The sequence below is a fragment of the Streptomyces sp. NPDC028289 genome (assembly GCF_055565975.1).
Window position 1 is genome coordinate 1,744,782 of the sequence record NZ_JBVHTI010000001.1, and the last position, 16,657, is coordinate 1,761,438.

Sequence of the window (16,657 nt, forward strand, 5' to 3'; positions counted from 1 at the left end):
CCCTCCGGCTGGGGGCCCGGGGGTCATCCCCCGGGCAGACACAGCATGGAGAAGCCCGTGGAACTGCCGGGCAAGGCGCTCGGATAACCCCGCAGACACGACGATGGGGCGGCCCCTGGTGGAGGGGCCGCCCCGTCGTCATTTCCAGCCGCGTCGGCGGACGCGCCCCGTAGGGGGCGCTGGGGGTACCCCCGGCCGAAGGCTGGGGGAGGAACTGCGCGACCGGCCACAGCGGGCCCGCAGTCACCCACGGCGCTCAAACGGAGCGCCTCGGCTCACTTGCCCTTGGCGGATTCCTTCAGCTTCGAGCCCGCGGAGACCTTCACGCTGTAGCCGGCGGGGATGTTGATCGGCTCGCCGGTCTGCGGGTTGCGCGCGGTGCGAGCGGCACGGTGGGTGCGCTCGAAGGTCAGGAAGCCGGGGATGGTGACCTTCTCGTCGCCCTTGGAGACGATGTCGCCGACGACATCGGCGAAAGCGGCCAGCACGGCGTCGGCGTCCTTGCGAGTCACCTCGGCACGGTCGGCCAGCGCGGCCACCAGCTCACTGCGGTTCATGTTGTTACTCCCGTGTTCTTCTTGCCATTGAGGCGTGCCACGCGGCGGAGCCGCATGTTGGGCCGGGACGCATCCTGCCCCCACCTGCGGCGGGAACGCCAATCCGGGTGCCGCCAATACCCTACGGGTGGGCCGAAGGGGGGGTTTCACGACGCGCCGATCGGATGGCGTGGCAAGTTTCACAAACGTTTGCCTGGGGGCGGCTGCCCCCAGACCCCTGCATCATGCACGTGCGTCGTGTTCCGGCTGTCGGCCGGTGGGGGTTGCTCGCGCAGTTCCTCCCCCCAGCCTTCGGCCGGGGGGTACCCCCAGCGCCCCTTACGGGGCGCTACGCGCCCTTCGCCGCTTCCCTGACCGCGCCCGCCACCGCTCCCGCGACCTTCTCGTTGAAGACGCTGGGGATGATGTAGTTCGGGTTCAGCTCGTCCTCGGTCACGACGTCCGCGAGGGCCTTCGCGGCCGCGAGCATCATGTCGGTGTTCACCGTACGGGACTGGGCGTCCAGGAGCCCGCGGAAGACACCCGGGAAGACCAGCACGTTGTTGATCTGGTTCGGGAAGTCGGAGCGGCCGGTGGCCACGACGGCCGCCGTCTGACGGGCGATCGCCGGGTCGACCTCGGGGTCCGGGTTCGCGAGTGCGAACACGATCGCGCCCTCGGCCATGGCGGCCACGTCGTCGCCGTCGAGGACGTTCGGGGCGGAGACGCCGATGAAGACGTCGGCGCCGCGCACGGCCTCCTTGAGGGTGCCGGTCAGCGCCTCGGGGTTGGTGTTGTCGGCGATCCAGCGCAGCGGCGAGTCGGCGGGGGCGCCCACCAGGTCCTCGCGGGCGGAGTGCACGACACCGCGGATGTCGGCGACGACGGCGTTCTTCACGCCGGCCGCGAGCAGCAGCTTGAGGATGGCCGTACCGGCGGCGCCGGCGCCGGACATGACGACCCGGATGTTCTCAATTGCCTTGCCGGTGCAGCGAAGTGCGTTCGTCAGGGCGGCGAGGACGACGATCGCGGTGCCGTGCTGGTCGTCGTGGAAGACGGGGATGTCGAGGGCCTCGCGCAGCCGCGCCTCGATCTCGAAGCAGCGGGGGGCGGAGATGTCCTCCAGGTTGATGCCGGCGAACCCGGGGGCGATCGCCTTGACGATCTCGACGATCGCGTCGGTGTCCTGGGTGTCGAGGCACAGCGGCCAGGCGTCGATGCCGGCGAACCGCTTGAAGAGGGCCGCCTTGCCCTCCATGACCGGGAGGGCGGCCTTCGGGCCGATGTTGCCGAGGCCCAGGACCGCGGAGCCGTCCGTCACGACCGCAACGGAGTTGCGCTTGATGGTGAGGCGGCGCGCGTCCTCGGGGTTCTCCGCGATCGCCATGCACACGCGGGCCACGCCCGGGGTGTAGATCATGGAGAGGTCGTCACGGTTGCGGATGGGGTGCTTGGACTGCATCTCGATCTTGCCGCCGAGGTGCATCAGGAACGTACGGTCGGAGACCTTGCCGAGGGTGACGCCCTCGATGTGGCGGAGCTGCTCGACGATCTGGTCGGCGTGCGCGGTCGAGGTGGCCGCGATGGTGACGTCGATACGGAGCTTCTCGTGGCCGGACGCGGTGACGTCGAGGCCGGTCACCGAGCCTCCGGAGGACTCCACGGCGGTGGTGAGCTGCGAGACGGCGGTTCCGCTCGCGGGCACCTCCAGCCGGATGGTCATCGAGTAGGAGACGCTGGGCGCCGTTGCCATGGCCGACTTCCTTCGTTGTTTCACCGTGCCGCTGGTTTTGCCGTCCGATCGTCGCACCTACCGCCGGGTAGGCGTTAGCCGGGCCTGATTACGTACGTATTGTTCGCACAAAAAAGAGGCCCACGTCACAAGCGACGTGGGCCTCTTCCTACGTTCATGACACCGACCCGCCATGCTCGCCTCGCGGCAAGTGGTCGCTCGTAGCGACGAAGGTTGGGCCCGGGGGCTTGGATCGAGCCGGTGTCACGACAAGGCTAACAAACAGATCCCGCGCGGCCATTCCCGTCCGCGGACTTCACAGGAAAACCCCAGCCGAACGGGTCTACGGGCGCTCCCCGCATCACTCCCTGAGCAGGTCCGGCACCCCCTCCGCGTCCGGCGCGTCCCGCTCGCCGGAGACCACCGTCAGCTGCTGCGTCGCCCGGGTGAGGGCCACGTACAGCACGCGCAGCCCGGCCGGGGACTCGTCGGCGATCTCCGCGGGCGAGACGACGACCGTGGCGTCGTACTCCAGGCCCTTGGCCTCCAGGCTGCCGAGGGCCACCACCCGGTCGCCGAGCCCGGCCAGCCAGCGGGCGGCCTCGGCGCGCCGGTCCATGGCGACGACCACGCCGACCGTGCCGTCGACCAGGTCGAGGAGCCGCTCGGCCTCGGCGCGCACGGTCTTCTCGAGCGAGTCGCGGAGGACGGAGAAGCGGGGTTCGACGCCGGTGGAGCGGACGGCCGAGGGGGCCTTGGAGCCGGGCATGGCGAGGGCCAGGACCTTGGCCGCGAGCTCGGCGATCTCGGACGGGTTGCGGTAGTTCACGGTGAGCTCGAAGCGGCGCCGCGGGCGGGTGCCCAGGGCCTCGTCGCGGGCCTCGGCGGCCTCGTCGGGGTCGGACCAGGAGGACTGGGCCGGGTCGCCGACGACCGTCCAGGTGGCGTGCCGGCCGCGGCGGCCGACCATCCGCCACTGCATCGGGGTGAGGTCCTGGGCCTCGTCGACGATGACGTGGGCGTACTCGACCCGTTCCTGGGCGAGTCGCTCGGCGCGCTCGCGCTGCGACTCCTCGCGCACCGGCATCAGCTCCTCCAGGCCGGTGAGCTGGTCCAGCGGGTCCGCCTCGCGCTTCTTCCGGGGGCGGGCCGGGGTGCCGAGGATGGCCTGGAGCTCGTCCAGCATGGCGATGTCGTGGACGGTGTGGCCGTCCCGCTTCAGGGAGCGGGCCACCCGGCGGACCTCGCCGGGGTTGAGGATGCGGCGGGCCCAGCGGCCGAGGCGTCTCTCGTCGGCCATGGCCGCGAGGACGGTCTGCGGGGTCAGCTCGGGCCACCAGGCGTCGAGGAACTCGATGAAGGGGTCCTCGGTGAGGATGTCCTCGTCGAAGGAGGAGCGCAGTTCGGCGGCGAGCTCCGGGTCGGTGTGCCGGCCGGCCGCGCCGGAGCGGGCCCACAGGGCGTCCAGGAGGAGCTTGCGGGCGCGGGGGCGGAGCAGGTTGACCGGGGCGGTGCCGCCCAGCGCGTTGTGCCGGATGCGGTCGAGTTCCTCGGCCTCCAGCTCCAGGCGGCGGTTGAAGGCGACGACCCTGAGCCGGGTCGGTGAGTCGTTCAGCTCCAGGGCTCCGCGGGCGGCCTTGCGCAGCACCCGGAGCATCCGGGAGGAGCCCTTGGCGCGGGCGGTGGCCGGGGTGTCGTACAGGGTGGCCTCGGCGCCGTCGACGAGGGAGCCGATGGCGCGGATGGCGACCTGGCCCTCCTCGCCGAGGGACGGGAGCACGCCCTCGGTGTACGCGACCAGGAGCGGGGTCGGGGAGACGATCAGGATGCCGCCCGCGTACCGGCGCCGGTCCTGGTAGAGCAGGTAGGCGGCGCGGTGCAGGGCGACGGCCGTCTTGCCGGTGCCCGGGCCGCCCTCGACGTAGGTGACGGAGGCGGCGGGGGCGCGGATGACCAGGTCCTGCTCGGCCTGGATGGAGGCGACGATGTCCCGCATGGTGTGGCTGCGGGCCTGGCCGAGGGCGGCCATCAGGGCGCCGTCGCCGATGACGGGCAGCGTGTCGCCGTCGAGGAAGGCGGTCAGCTCGGGGCGCATCAGGTCGTCCTCGACCCCGAGGACCCGGCGGCCCTTGGAGCGGATGACCCGGCGTCGTACGACACGCCCGGGATCGACCGGGGTGGACCGGTAGAAGGGCGCGGCGGCCGGGGCCCGCCAGTCGATGACCAGGGGGGCGTAGTCCTGGTCGAGGACGCCGATGCGGCCGATGTGCAGGGTCTCGGCGATGTCGGCGGTGTTGTCGCCGCGGACCGCGCCCTCGGCGGGTTCCACGGCGGTGTAGGCGCCGTCGGGCCCCTTCTTGCCGTCCTTGCCGAGGAGCAGGTCGATGCGGCCGAAGAGGAAGTCCTCGAACTCGTTGTTGAGCCGGTTCAGGTGGACGCCCGCCCGGAAGACCTGCGCGTCGCGTTCGGCGAGCGCACCGGGTGTGCCTACCTGACCGCGCTTGGCCGCGTCGTTCATCAGGAACTCCGCCTCGTGGATCTTCTCCTCGAGACGGCGGTACACCCGGTCGAGGTGTACCTGTTCGACGCTGATCTCACGGTCTCGGACGGAGTCCTGGAGCGAGTCCCGGACTGAATCCCGATCCGAGCCGTGAGAGCCGACCGCGGATTGCTGAGCCTGAGCGGCCACCGGGCCCCCTTCTGACGTGCTGGGCAGCCGTCAACCGTACGCGAAGGGGGCCCGCCGAAGCTACGCGCTGACCGAGACGAGCTTCTTCCCGTCGAAGGTCATGACCTCGAAGTGGTCGATCTGGTTGGGGGTGAAGGCGGCCCCGCCGTGCACGTAGAGGGGCTCCTTGGCCTTCGCCGACTTGGCGTCGGTGATGCCGTATCCCCAGGTCGGGACGGACCAGGAGGTCACCGTCTCGCGCTCGCCGTTCTTGCCGACGGCGATCAGCGAGCACTTCTTCGGGCCGGTGACGTTCTTGAGCTGGAGGACCGCGTGGGTGCCCCAGTCCTTCTTCTCCACGGCGACGGTCGCGGTGACGTGGGTCGTCGGGTCCGTGGCCGACTTCTTGTCGGACATGGTCTGGAAGGCCGCCTGGGCGGGCCCCATGGCCATGTCCGCGGTGCCGTTGTCCGAGCCGCCGCTCAGGGTCACGCCGGCCGCGGTGCCGCCGGCGATCAGCACGACCGAGGCGGCCAGTGCGAAGATGTTCCGCCTGCTGCGGACCTTCCGCTTCTCGGAGACCTCGACGACGAGTTTCTCGACCATCCGCGGGCTGGGCCTCGCGGACAGCGACTCGCCGATGGACGGGGTACTTCCGGAGCCCGGCAGATCCGCCAGGGCCGCGAGCATGGGCTCCATTCCGGCCAGCTCGTCGAGCTGCTGGGCGCACCATTCGCACCCGGCCAGATGGGCCTCGAAAGCGGTTGCCTCGGCGTCGTCGAGAATCCCGAGCGCATACGCGCCGACAGTCTCGTGCTCATTGGGCACCGGAGATTCCTGCATAGCACCAGACATACCCGAACCACCTGTGCCGAACCCGCCGTGCCCCCCGTACACACTCATCACGCCGTCACCCCCCGCTCCTCCAGTGCCAGCTTCATCGACCTGAGGGCATAGAACACCCGCGAACGGACGGTGCCGCTGGGTATACCCAGCGTTTCGGCCGCCTCGTTGACGGTACGCCCCTTGAAGTACGTCTCGACGAGCACCTCCCGGTGGGCCGGGGTCAGGTCGTCGAGCGCGTCCGACAGCGTCATCAGCCACAGCGCCTTGTCGATCTCGTCCTCCGCGGGGATGACCTCCAGCGGCGACGGATCGACCTCCTGCGGCCGGGCCTGCCGGCTGCGGTGACCATCGATGACGATGCGGCGAGCGACCGTCACCAGCCAGGGGCGTACAGATCCGGTCGCCCGATTGAGCTGGCCGGCGTTCTTCCAGGCACGGATGAGTGTCTCTTGCACGACGTCCTCGGCGCGTTGCCGATCACCGGCGACCAGCCGAAGGACATACGCAAGGAGAGGTCCGGCGTGCTCTCGGTAGAGGGCACGCATCAGCTCCTCATCAGGCTCCGAGGGCTGGGACATGCGATGTCGGGCCCTCGATCCACGTTCATTGGCCACGGCCGCATCCTTGCGCACGCCCACCTCCGGTGTCCGGGGGTTCCCCCAGTCGGTCGCTCCCCCACCGGTACGGAAGTGACTCGCGAGGTGTTCAACAAGACCCCACATTTTTCTGCGAGGTGACATGACGAGCGGGACATGACCCCACATTCCCACCGCGTGATCTTTACATTTCCGACACAACGTCGAAGGCGGCCGAGTTGCCCGTACTCACCCGTCGCCAAACGGAGTGTTGTCGAAATCACTTTCGCGGAGCTTCGATGAAGATCCGACAGAAGCCGCGAATGGGGCAGGAGTTGAGATACGCAGTGACGGCGGTCACGCGCGGGCGAGGGCGGCGCGGCGCCGGTGCCGGGCCACCCGCTCGCGGTTCCCGCAGACCTCGCTGGAGCACCAGCGGCGCCTGCGCCCCCGGGAGGTGTCCAGGTACACCAGGGGGCAGTTGTCGCCCTCGCACTCCCTGACCGCCGCCCGCGCGACGGGGTCGGTGAGCAGTTCCACGGCGTCCCGGGCGACGGCGGCGAGCAGCGCCGCGCACCCCGGCGGACCGGCCAACTCCCGCACCAGGTACCCGTCCTCGCCGGGCACGGCGCGCGGGGCCGGGGGCGCCGCGGCGCGGGCGACCTCGTTGACGCGGGCGAGCGAGAGGTCGTACGACCGGACCCCCGGGGTGTTCCGGCCGCGCACCAACTGCCCGACATGTCCCCGCAGTTCGCGGAAGCCGACGAGCCAGCCGGGGTCGGCGTGGGCCAGCGGGGTGCCCGGCGGGACGAGTCCGGAGCCGGTGATCCAGGCCCGCAACGGTGCGAGCCCGTCGAGCCGTTCGCCGGGATGCGTGGTCGCGAGCAGATCGAGACAGATCCGCCCGGCGTCGAAGCGCAGCTCGTACGCGGACGCGGTCGCGGCCGTACCCAGTGCCATGTGCCTGTCACCGCCTAGGACAGGAGAACCGTTCTGTTCACAGTGCCCGGTGCGGCGGGCGGCCGGAAGCCCTCGTACCGGGGTTCCGCCTTTCCGCGGGGTTCCCGTGCGACCCCGCGCCGGGCGGGGACGCCGGAGCCCGGGACCCGGGCCGACCCCGTTCGGCCCGGATACCCCGGCAGGCCTCGCCGCCCCCCGCTCCGGGCCGTGACCCTGTGTCCTGTCGGCAGAGCGGCCGAGCGTCTTGTCCGGCGGAGCCGGGGGTGCAGCACCGTGGCAAGATCACTCGGTCGGGTGACGCATGGTGAACGTGTGATGGGCAGTCGTAAGCGTGTGTAGGTTCGGTGATCGTGAAGCTGGTGGTGCAGGTCCGATTGCTGCCGACGCCCGTGCAGGCGGCGGCGCTGGAGACGACCCTGCGTGCTTGCAATGAAGCGGCGACCTGGGTCAGCGGCGTGGCGTTCGCGGCGGATGTGAAAAGCAACTTCGCGCTTCGCAAGCACACCTACGGGGAGATCAAGGCACGGTGGGGGCTCGGGGCCCAGGCCGCCCAGCACGTCATCAAGAAGACCTGCGACGCGTACGCCGCGCTGAAGACGAACCTGAGGGCCGGGAACCTGGGCAGGCCCGGGTCGAGGCGCTACCGCAGGGCGGTGGAGAAGCCGGTCGCTTTCCGTCCGCAGAGTGCACAGCCCTACGACGATCGGATGCTGTCCTGGCAGATGGACCGGCACCGCGTCTCCGTCTGGACGACTGCCGGGCGGGTCAGAGACGTGGCGTTCACCACCTCACCAGAGCAGATGGCCACGCTGGCCCTGTACCGCAGAGGCGAGTCAGACCTGCTGTGGCGGGACGGAATGTGGTTCCTGAACGCCACCTGCGAAGTTCCAGAAGCGTCGCTGAACATGGGCCCAGTGGACTTCCTCGGCATTGATCTGGGCATCGCCAACATCGCCACCACCTCGGACGGCGAGATCATGGCCGGGCGGGAGCTCAACCGCATCCGCACCCGGGAACGCGCGCTGCGAACCAAGCTACAGAAGAAGAACACACAGTCCGCCAAGCGCCGTTTGAAGAAGCGGCGGCGCAAGGAGGAGCGGCGGGCGAAGGACATCAACCACAAGATCGCGAAGCATGTGGTGGCCGAGGCTGAACGCACCGGTCGCGGGATCGCCCTGGAAGACCTGACGGGCATCCGCGAACGGGTCCGGCTTCGAAAGCCTGGGGTACCTCCCACGCCCTTAAGGCAGTGGGGGAGGGCCACCCACTCCAGCTGGGCCTTTGCCCAGCTGGGACAGTTCATCGCATACAAGGCCCGCAAAGCAGGGGTGCCGGTGATGTACGTCGATCCGGCGTACACCTCCCGCACCTGCGCTGAATGCGGGCACATGGACAGGGCGAACCGGGTGAGTCAGGCCTGGTTCGCCTGCCGGTCCTGCGGATTCGTTGATCACGCAGACCGGAACAGCTCCCGCAACATCCGCGCCCGAGCGTGGGAGTTGTGGCGACGCGGGGCGCCGTCAACCGCCCCAGACCCGCCACCCGACCCGGGGAGTGGGACAGGACGCAAACGCAGCGCCATCGCCAGTGGCGCCCGTTGTGCAAGCCCGGGACTCCGGCCTCGGGTCGTTGACAAAGGACACGTTCACTAGCAAGCGCACCTGCCGCATCACGATCGCGGGCGGCCCTACTTCGGGGCGTCGAGGGCCTGGCCTGGCACCCGTGTCGAGTGCTGCCCCCGTGCCCCAGAACGTCGTACGCCGGTCAGCCGGTCCGCTCATCGCCCGTGGCGAAGAACCGCTGTACGTACTCCCCCGGCGGCAGCCCGCTTTCCCGCATGAGGGAGAAGACCTCGGCCCCCTCCCCTGGCGTCCCGTCGATACGGAACGCCTCGGCGAAGCCCGCGTACTCGACCTCGTCGAGCGCTTCGCAGTACTCGACCGCCTCGGCCTCGGCACGGCCGATCGCCTCGCCCGCCGAACGGGCGGTCCACAGCGTGACCCGCTCCTCGTACACGCCGAGGCCGCGGTGCCGGAAGACGCATCGCACTCCGTACCAGGACGACGGACCCACGGTCACGTAGCCGTCCGTCCACTCCGGCTCGTCCATGGCCGCCTCCTCGATGTGGAAGCAGTCGGGCTCGTCCCGGAAGCCCGGCAACTGTCTGGCCTGGATGATGCGTTCCTGCGCCAGTTCGCGGGTCGAGTAGACGCCGAGGTGTTTGACGTCGTCCCCGGCCTCCTCGTCGGACCAGTAGTCGTCGGGAGCGGCGAAGTGCCGGATCTCTCCGTCCTCGTCCTCGGCACGGTGGTGTACGTGCCACAGCAGGAAGACCCTGTCGACGCGTGCCATGGCGCTCCGTTCGCTGTGCCGGCGCTCATGGCCTCGCGCACGGTGCCGATGCGGAGGAAGCCCCCGGAGCGGGCATCGTACATACGAACGCCCACCAGGATCACGCCGGACAGCGCCGGGCAGCGGGGAACCGGTGCGTGGTCTCCCGGCCGGTGTCTCCTCGGTGTCTCACACGTCCGCTCACACGTCCGCGTACTTCGTGTCCGCCACCGGGTCCAGCGCCAGCCGGTACCCCCGCTTGACCACGGTCTGGATCAGCTTCGGCGCGCCCAGGGCCGTACGCAGGCGGGCCATCGCCGTCTCCACCGCGTGTTCGTCGCGGCCCGCGCCCGGCAGGGCCCGCAGGAGTTCGGCGCGGGCCACCACCCAGCCCGGCCGTCGCGACAGCGCCCGCAGCAGGGACATCCCGGCGGGCGGTACCGGCTTCAGCGCGCCGTCGACGAGGACCGCGTGCCCCCGGATCTCGACACGGTGGCCGGCGATGGGCAAGGCCCGCGCGCGGGAGGGGAGTTCCTGGCAGAGCAGCTGGACGAGGGGGCCGAGCCGGAAGCGTTCCGGCTGGACCGTGTCGACGCCGAGGGCCTGGAGCGGCAGCGCCGTCACCGGTCCGACGCAGGCGGGGACGACGTCGTGGCCCAGGGCGGCGAGCAGGTCGCCGAGCAGCCCGCGGTGCTCGGCGCGGGAGACGAGGGAGGCCGCGGCGGGGGCGCTGGTGAAGGTGATCGCGTCGACCGAGCGGGAGACGACGGCGTCCAGGAGCCGGTCCACCGGGCCCAGGTCCTCCGGCGGCATCCACCGGTACACCGGCACCGGCAGCACCTCCGCGCCCGCCGCCCGCAGCGACTCCACGAACCCCGGCAGCGGCTCCCCGTGCAGCTGTACGGCGATCCGGCGGCCGTCCACGCCCTCCTCCAGGAGCCGGTCGAGCACCTCGGCCATGGACTCGGAGGACGGCGACCACTCCTCGGTCAGCCCGGCGGCCCGGATCGCCCCCTTGACCTTGGGCCCGCGGGCGAGCAGCTCGACGTTCCGCAGCCTCTGCAGCAACTGCTCGCCGAAACCCCACCCGTCCGCGGCCTCGACCCACCCCCGGAACCCGATCGCGGTGGTCGCCACGACGATGTCCGGCGCCTGGTCGATGATCTCCTTCGTGGCGGCGAGCAGCTCGCCGTCGTCCGCGAGCGGCACGATGCGCAGGGCGGGGGCGTGCAGCACAGCGGCACCGCGCCGCTGCAGCAGTGCCCCGAGCTCGTCGGCGCGGCGCGCGGCCGTGACCCCCACGGTGAACCCCGCGAGAGGACCGTGCTGACCGGCCTCCGGTCGCTGCTGCTGTTCCTCGTCCATGGCTGCTCTCCTAGCTGACCCGCATGCCGAACGAGCCTGTCAACGGTGCGTGACAGGCTCGGTTCGGGTTCATGTCACCAGTGTTACGTCACACCTCGGCGTAGCTGAGCTGCGCCTTTGTCTCGGTGGCGGCTGTGGCCTGCGCCCGCGCGGCCGGCCGGCGAAGGTATACGGCCCAGGTCACCGCGAAGCACAGGCCGTAGAAGACCAGGAAGGCGACGAAGGCTCCGGTGCCGGAGCCGTAGGAGAGGAACGACTGCCGGAAGGCGAGGTTGATACCGACGCCGCCGAGGGCGCCGGCCGCGCCGATGAGCCCCATGGAAGCACCCGAGAGCCGACGCCCGTACTTGACCGCCTCCTCACCTTCCAGCCCCTTGGCGAGCGCCTTGGTGTGGAAGATGCCGGGGATCATCTTGAACGTCGAGCCGTTGCCGACACCGGCGAGCGCGAACAGGACGACGAACGCGGTGACGAACAGGGGCAGCGACTTCTGCATGCTGGCGACGACCAGGACGGCGGTGGCGGCGGCCATGGCGACGTAGTTGTACAGAGTGATCTTCGAGCCGCCGTACTTGTCCGCGAGCCAGCCGCCCACGGGACGGATCAGGGAGCCGAGCAGCGGGCCCATGAAGGTGAGGTAGGTGGCCTGCAGCGGCGTACGGCCGAACTGGTTGGTGAGCACCTGTCCGAAGGCGAAGCTGTAGCCGATGAACGACCCGAACGTCCCGATGTAGAGGAAGGACATGATCCAGGTGTGGGCGTCCTTGGCGGCGTCCACGGCGGCGCCGGTGTCGTTCTTGACGTTCTCGATGTTGTCCATGAACAGCGCGGCGCAGACGGCGGCGACGACGATCAGCGGGATGTAGATCCCGAGCAGCACGCGCGGGCCGCCGTTCGCACCGATCACCGCGAGGGCCACGAGCTGGATCGCGGCGACACCGACGTTGCCGCCGCCCGCGTTCAGCCCGAGGGCCCACCCCTTCTTCTTCAGCGGGAAGAAGGCGTTGATGTTGGTCATGGAGGAGGCGAAGTTGCCGCCGCCGATACCCGCGAGGAGCCCGATCCACAGGAACGTGTCGAACGAGGTCCCCGGCTTCATCACCGTGAACGCGGCGATGGTCGGGACGAGGAGGAGGCTGGCCGAGATGATCGTCCAGTTACGGCCGCCGAAGATCGCCACGGCGAAGGTGTACGGGACGCGGACGACGGCACCGACCAGCGTGACCATCGAGGTCAGCAGGAACTTGTCGGCCGGGGTGAGCCCGTACTCCGGGCCCATGAAGAGCACCAGCACGGACCACAGAGTCCAGACCGAGAACCCGATGTGCTCGGAGAACACGGAGAAGTACAGATTGCGTCGCGCGACCTTCTCGCCGGTCTGCTTCCAGAAGGTCTCGTCCTCGGGATCCCACTCCTGGATCCAGCGACTACGTGAGGTAGGGGCTGGGGCTGTCATGACGCCTCCACGGTGCTCCGCGTGCTCGGTCTGCTACGAGTGACTAGGCCACGAAGGTAGGGAGGCGTCGTTTCCGCGCTGTGGCTGTGGGTGACCGGAAGGGAACGTTGCTCTCACCCTGCGGGGAGGCCCGGTGAGAGGTCGGGGGCGGGGTGGGTCAGCTGGAGGGGTACGGAGGCTGCGGGGGCTGCTGCTGGTAGGGGCCCGGGGCGTAGGGGCCGGCGGGCTGCTGAGGAGCGGCGTACGGCCCGGTCGGCTGTGGGGGCGGGGCGTAGGGGCCGGGGGTGTAGGGGGTGGGAGGCTGCTGACCGTAACCGGCGGGAGAGGGAGCGGGTGCGGGTGCGGCGGGGGGCTGGCCGCCGTAGGGGCCGTAGCCGGGCTGGCCGCCTTGGCCGCCCTGGCCGCCGTACGGGCCGTAGGGGCCGGGCTGCTGCGGGGGCTGCGGGGGCTGGTACTGGGGCTGGGGTTGGTACTGGGGGTGCTGCATGGGGCCCAGTTGCATGGGGCCCTGCTGCATGGGCATGGGCGTGCCCGGCGGCAGATACCGCACCCGCCCGCCCTCCCCCGTCACCGGCATGAACCCGGCGGCCTGGAGCCGTTGCGCGAACTTGGCGTTGCGTCCGCGCGTGACGAAGAACCCGAGCCCCATGACCGCCATGAGGAGAACCCATACGACCCCGGAGACGACGAAGGCCCCCGCACTCCCGCCGGCGCGCGCCGCGGCCAGCACCAGCCCGAGCGTGATACCACCGGCCCCGAGCAGCATGCGCTTCTCGGCGTTCTTCCCGGTGAGGTCGAACTGGATCCGGGCCTTGAGGAGTTCGACGGCGTCGGGGACGAGGGGCGGCAGCGAGACACCGTCGGCGGCGTTCGGGTACTGCGCCCAGTTCTGCGCGGCGCGCGCCCGCCCCTGCGGGCTGTGATCCGGCACGATCAGGAGCTTGAGCACGTTGTTGCGGGAGCCGGTGTGGCGGGCGTCGGCGTACTCGTACCCGAACTGCTGGGCGATGAAGGCGAGCCGGGCGAGCTTCTTCACGGAGGCCCAGGCGTTGGTGAGCTCGACGGGCTCACCACTGGCCATCAACTGGAACATCTTCCGTACTTGCCGCGCGCTCATCGCATCCGCTCCCCGTCGGCCGAGCCACTCTTTTCACTTCTGCAACCCAGGAAGTGTTCCATGTGGCATGCACCGAGAGAACGGCCACCGGGCGGATTGACCCGAGCTTGACCCGCCGTCAGCACTCGCCGACCTCGAACCACAGCAGCTTCCCGGCACCGCGGTCGAGCGGACCGCCGTCTCCGACGGACAGGCCGCGCCACGAGTCCGCGTACTCCTGCACGAGCCGCAGGCCGCGCCCCCGCTCGGCTTCCGCCGGGACGTACGGCACACGGTCCCGGGGAGGCTCCCCGAACGGAGCGGGGATACGCGGGTGACTGTCCCAGACCCCGACCCGGAGCCGACCGTCCGCGAGAGCGGTGAGCCGGAGGGAGGCGGGGCCGCGTGTGTGCCGGTAGGCGTTGGTGACCAGCTCCGACGTCAACAACTCGACGGAGTCCAGGACTTCGTGCAGGCCATGCCCACTGAGGGCGCTCGTACGGTCATGCGTGCGACGCGTGCCGCGCGGGGATCATGGGGCAGGCGAAGGGCGTATGTCCAGGTGTCGGGCGGGGATACGGTGTTCACGAGGACCTCCGACGAGAGACGGGACTCGGGTTCGCTCAACGACCGCGCCGGGCGGTGGCTCCGCCTGGGGGGTGCGCTTCCGGCTTACCGAAGCGGCTGGTTGAGCGGTGCGTTCTCACCGTAGAGCAGACGGTTAGATGCATCTAACTAAATTCCGTGAATGCATCCATGCTTCACTCATGTGAGGGAGCACTGGGCCGCCTCATGCCAGAAGGGAGACGGTGTGCCGTCCACCGAAAGCCCCACGCTCCGACAGCGACGGCTGGGCGCGGAGCTGCGGAAACTCCGGGAACGGGCCGGGCTCACCGCCACGAGCGCCGGTGAACTTCTCGGCGTCAACCAAGCGCGCGTCAGCATGATCGAGACAGGCCGCACGCCGGTCAGCGCGGACCGGTTGCGCTCCATGGCACGTGCTTACGACTGCTCCGACGAGGAACTCATGGACGCGCTGGCCTCCATGACAGGCCGACGCAGTCGGGGTTGGTGGGAGGAGTACCGCGAACACGTACCCGTGGCGCTGGTCGATCTGGCCGAGCTGGAGCACCACGCCTCCGCGCTGCGGGTGGCGCTACTCATTCACATCCCCGCGTTGCTGCAGACAACAGATCACGCCCGCGAGCTCTTCCGGTCGGTGGTGCCGCCGATGCGTCAGCACGAGATCGAGCACCGTCTCACTCACCGGATCAAGCGGCAAGGCATCCTGCACCGGGCAGCACCACCCCCGTACACCGCGATCATCCATGAGGCCGCACTCCGCATGTGCTTCGGCGGCCCGGCCGTCGCCCGCGGCCAGCTCAAGCACCTGCTCGAAATGAGTGAACTCCCGCACGTCGTCGTCCGAGTGATCCCCTTCGAGGCTGACAACTTCCCGACCACCGGTCAGTCCTTCGACTACGTGGAGGGTCCCGTGCCGCAGCTCGACACGGTTCAGCTGGACTCCCATCACGGTGCCTGCGAGTTCCTCGACGCCGAGGCTCAGCTGAGCAAGTACCGAGCCGTACTGGGCCGCATGGAATCCTGCTCGCTCTCACCGGCCAAAACCCGCGACTTCATCAACCAACGGGTCCTGGACCTCTGACCTCTGACCTCTGACCTCTGAGGAGGCACCTGTGCACATACTCCACTGGCACAAGTCGACCCACAGCGGCGACGGCTCGAACTGCGTCGAGATGGCCCCCGCACCCCACGCCGTCCACATCCGCGACTCGAAGAACCCCACCGGCCCCCACCTCACCGTCGCAACCTCCACCTGGGCTCACTTCGTCTCCCTCGTGGCACCGCCACGACCCCAATGACCGCATGGGAACGGACATCCACGGCTGGATCGAGTGCCGCACCTGGCGGGAGGGCCTGAACCACGACGAGACGGCATGGTCCCCGGCCATCAGCCTGTCGATGCTGGGGATGCCGAGGGACTACGACGGCTTCGCCTGCCTCTTCGGCGTACGCGACTTCGACGCCACGTGGCGCCCGGTGGCGGCAGACCGAGGCCTACCGCCGGACACCTCCCCCGAGGTCCGCCAGGAGCACTCCACCTGGGCGGCCGCGGCCTTCGCCGAGACCTGGCTGACGTGGCCGGAGGCGAGGGCGATCGACTGGACGGAACCGGCGATCCCCCGAACCACCCACATCACCCGCTACCACCGCACCCCGGACGGCACCCTCCGCCTGGTCCACCACCTCGACTGGAGCAAAGGCTTCGCCCGAGCGAGCGGCATCAACACGCTGACGACGTCCCCGGCAGACCTGGCCGGCCTCCACCCCGAGGGCACGGAATGGACCACCGGCACCACGCTCTACCGAGCCGAACGCCTCCGCCGCCGCGACGCGGTCCCGGAGGACGGCCCGTGGGCCCCGGTGTGGACGGTGATGGAGGCCCTGGCGGGGGTGCACAGCGAGGAGAACGTGCGGTTGGTGGCGTGGTTCGACGAGTAATGGTCGACTCAAGCGGCCCTTGTCACGGCTGGCACGCCTTGTCACCCCTGTTCGAGACGATGTCGGAGGTCTGCCAGACACCGTCGGCGTTCCTGGCGAGCACGGTGTGGTAGAGCACGTAGGACTCAGAAGTGGTCGGGGTCCTGTCGACCTTTCCGGTCGTCCTGTTCTTGATGAACGACTTGCTCTCGTCTGAGCAATAGGTGACGTATGCCTTGCCGGCTCCGGACAGGGCCACCTTGCGGTCGAAGTACCGGGTCTCCCCGATCCAGGTGTCCTTCTTCTTCAGGTAGCCATTGATGAAGGTGATCGACGCGTTCAGAGCTTTGCCGGTGTTGTAGAAACCGAGAGCCTTCGTGCTCAGGGTCCCCGTGAGGATCGCCTCGTCCACGGAGTTCACGCTCAGTGCGCTGTCCGCAAGAACCGCGTCCTTCGTCGCGTCTCCGGTCTTCGTGTCCTCGAAGACGTTCTTGGCGGTACTCGGAAAGGTGATCTCCGGACGCGTGGCGGCAGTTGACTGCGAGGAAGTCGGCGATGCCGACACCGAATGCACCGCATCCGGGCTCTCG

At 69.8% G+C, this 16,657-nt stretch carries 16 protein-coding genes; 4 read left to right on the forward strand and 12 right to left on the reverse strand.

All coding sequences use genetic code 11. The features are described from left to right. Positions 1 to 275: 275 nt before the first annotated feature. From ACZ4UV_RS07750 to ACZ4UV_RS07775, 6 genes are all read right to left on the reverse strand, one after another. Positions 276 to 557 (reverse strand): HU family DNA-binding protein, encoded by a 282-nt coding sequence (locus ACZ4UV_RS07750; protein WP_089106629.1) that lies wholly within the window; start codon positions 555 to 557, stop codon positions 276 to 278. Positions 558 to 885: 328 nt separating this feature from the next. After that, positions 886 to 2,289 carry an NAD-dependent malic enzyme gene (locus ACZ4UV_RS07755; protein WP_390042568.1) on the reverse strand — a complete coding sequence of 468 codons (1,404 nt, stop codon included), beginning with the start codon at positions 2,287 to 2,289 and terminating at the stop codon, positions 886 to 888. Positions 2,290 to 2,629: 340 nt separating this feature from the next. After that, the gene (locus tag ACZ4UV_RS07760; protein ID WP_467836384.1) at positions 2,630 to 4,957 is read right to left on the reverse strand and encodes a HelD family protein; all 2,328 of its coding nucleotides are present in this window, start codon (positions 4,955 to 4,957) and stop codon (positions 2,630 to 2,632) included. 60 nt (positions 4,958 to 5,017) lie between these two features. Next, the gene (locus ACZ4UV_RS07765; protein ID WP_451021475.1) at positions 5,018 to 5,839 is read right to left on the reverse strand and encodes an anti-sigma factor family protein; all 822 of its coding nucleotides are present in this window, start codon (positions 5,837 to 5,839) and stop codon (positions 5,018 to 5,020) included. Next, a complete protein-coding gene (locus ACZ4UV_RS07770) occupies positions 5,839 to 6,360 on the reverse strand; it encodes a sigma-70 family RNA polymerase sigma factor (RefSeq protein ID WP_010039908.1) in 522 nt (173 codons plus the stop codon). The genes ACZ4UV_RS07765 and ACZ4UV_RS07770 overlap by 1 nt, the downstream gene beginning before the upstream one ends. Before the next feature lie 354 nt (positions 6,361 to 6,714). Continuing rightward, complete coding sequence (locus ACZ4UV_RS07775) at positions 6,715 to 7,317, reverse strand: CGNR zinc finger domain-containing protein (protein WP_451021476.1); 603 nt, start codon at positions 7,315 to 7,317, stop codon at positions 6,715 to 6,717. A gap of 350 nt (positions 7,318 to 7,667) precedes the next feature. Between ACZ4UV_RS07775 and ACZ4UV_RS07780 the strand changes: the two genes are divergently transcribed. Next, positions 7,668 to 8,969, forward strand: coding sequence for an RNA-guided endonuclease InsQ/TnpB family protein (locus ACZ4UV_RS07780; protein ID WP_467836387.1), 1,302 nt, complete (start codon positions 7,668 to 7,670; stop codon positions 8,967 to 8,969). A 112-nt stretch (positions 8,970 to 9,081) separates the two neighbouring features. On the opposite strand, the gene ACZ4UV_RS07785 is transcribed toward ACZ4UV_RS07780, so the two are convergent. The 5 genes from ACZ4UV_RS07785 to ACZ4UV_RS07805 form a co-directional block, all read right to left on the reverse strand. Further along, positions 9,082 to 9,669 (reverse strand): DUF7336 domain-containing protein, encoded by a 588-nt coding sequence (locus ACZ4UV_RS07785; RefSeq protein WP_451021477.1) that lies wholly within the window; start codon positions 9,667 to 9,669, stop codon positions 9,082 to 9,084. A gap of 180 nt (positions 9,670 to 9,849) precedes the next feature. Next, positions 9,850 to 11,013 (reverse strand): uroporphyrinogen-III synthase, encoded by a 1,164-nt coding sequence (locus tag ACZ4UV_RS07790; protein WP_451021478.1) that lies wholly within the window; start codon positions 11,011 to 11,013, stop codon positions 9,850 to 9,852. 88 nt (positions 11,014 to 11,101) lie between these two features. Beyond that, on the reverse strand, positions 11,102 to 12,469 hold the full coding sequence (locus tag ACZ4UV_RS07795) for a NarK family nitrate/nitrite MFS transporter (protein ID WP_451021479.1): 1,368 nt from the start codon (positions 12,467 to 12,469) through the stop codon (positions 11,102 to 11,104). Positions 12,470 to 12,626: 157 nt separating this feature from the next. Beyond that, complete coding sequence (locus ACZ4UV_RS07800; protein ID WP_467836391.1) at positions 12,627 to 13,586, reverse strand: hypothetical protein; 960 nt, start codon at positions 13,584 to 13,586, stop codon at positions 12,627 to 12,629. A gap of 118 nt (positions 13,587 to 13,704) precedes the next feature. Then, positions 13,705 to 14,010: an ATP-binding protein gene (locus ACZ4UV_RS07805; RefSeq protein WP_451022141.1), complete on the reverse strand. Its 306-nt coding sequence runs from the start codon at positions 14,008 to 14,010 to the stop codon at positions 13,705 to 13,707. A gap of 366 nt (positions 14,011 to 14,376) precedes the next feature. Between ACZ4UV_RS07805 and ACZ4UV_RS07810 the strand changes: the two genes are divergently transcribed. From ACZ4UV_RS07810 to ACZ4UV_RS07820, 3 genes are read left to right on the forward strand one after another with little or no spacing between them, the layout of a single operon-like run. Then, positions 14,377 to 15,231 (forward strand): helix-turn-helix domain-containing protein, encoded by an 855-nt coding sequence (locus tag ACZ4UV_RS07810; protein ID WP_351486799.1) that lies wholly within the window; start codon positions 14,377 to 14,379, stop codon positions 15,229 to 15,231. A gap of 31 nt (positions 15,232 to 15,262) precedes the next feature. Beyond that, positions 15,263 to 15,448: a DUF397 domain-containing protein gene (locus ACZ4UV_RS07815; protein ID WP_467836394.1), complete on the forward strand. Its 186-nt coding sequence runs from the start codon at positions 15,263 to 15,265 to the stop codon at positions 15,446 to 15,448. Positions 15,449 to 15,452: 4 nt separating this feature from the next. Then, on the forward strand, positions 15,453 to 16,088 hold the full coding sequence (locus ACZ4UV_RS07820; protein ID WP_467836396.1) for a hypothetical protein: 636 nt from the start codon (positions 15,453 to 15,455) through the stop codon (positions 16,086 to 16,088). Positions 16,089 to 16,110: 22 nt separating this feature from the next. Here ACZ4UV_RS07820 and ACZ4UV_RS07825 read toward each other — a convergent pair whose 3' ends face one another. Further along, complete coding sequence (locus tag ACZ4UV_RS07825; RefSeq protein ID WP_467836400.1) at positions 16,111 to 16,632, reverse strand: hypothetical protein; 522 nt, start codon at positions 16,630 to 16,632, stop codon at positions 16,111 to 16,113. Positions 16,633 to 16,657: the final 25 nt, after the last annotated feature.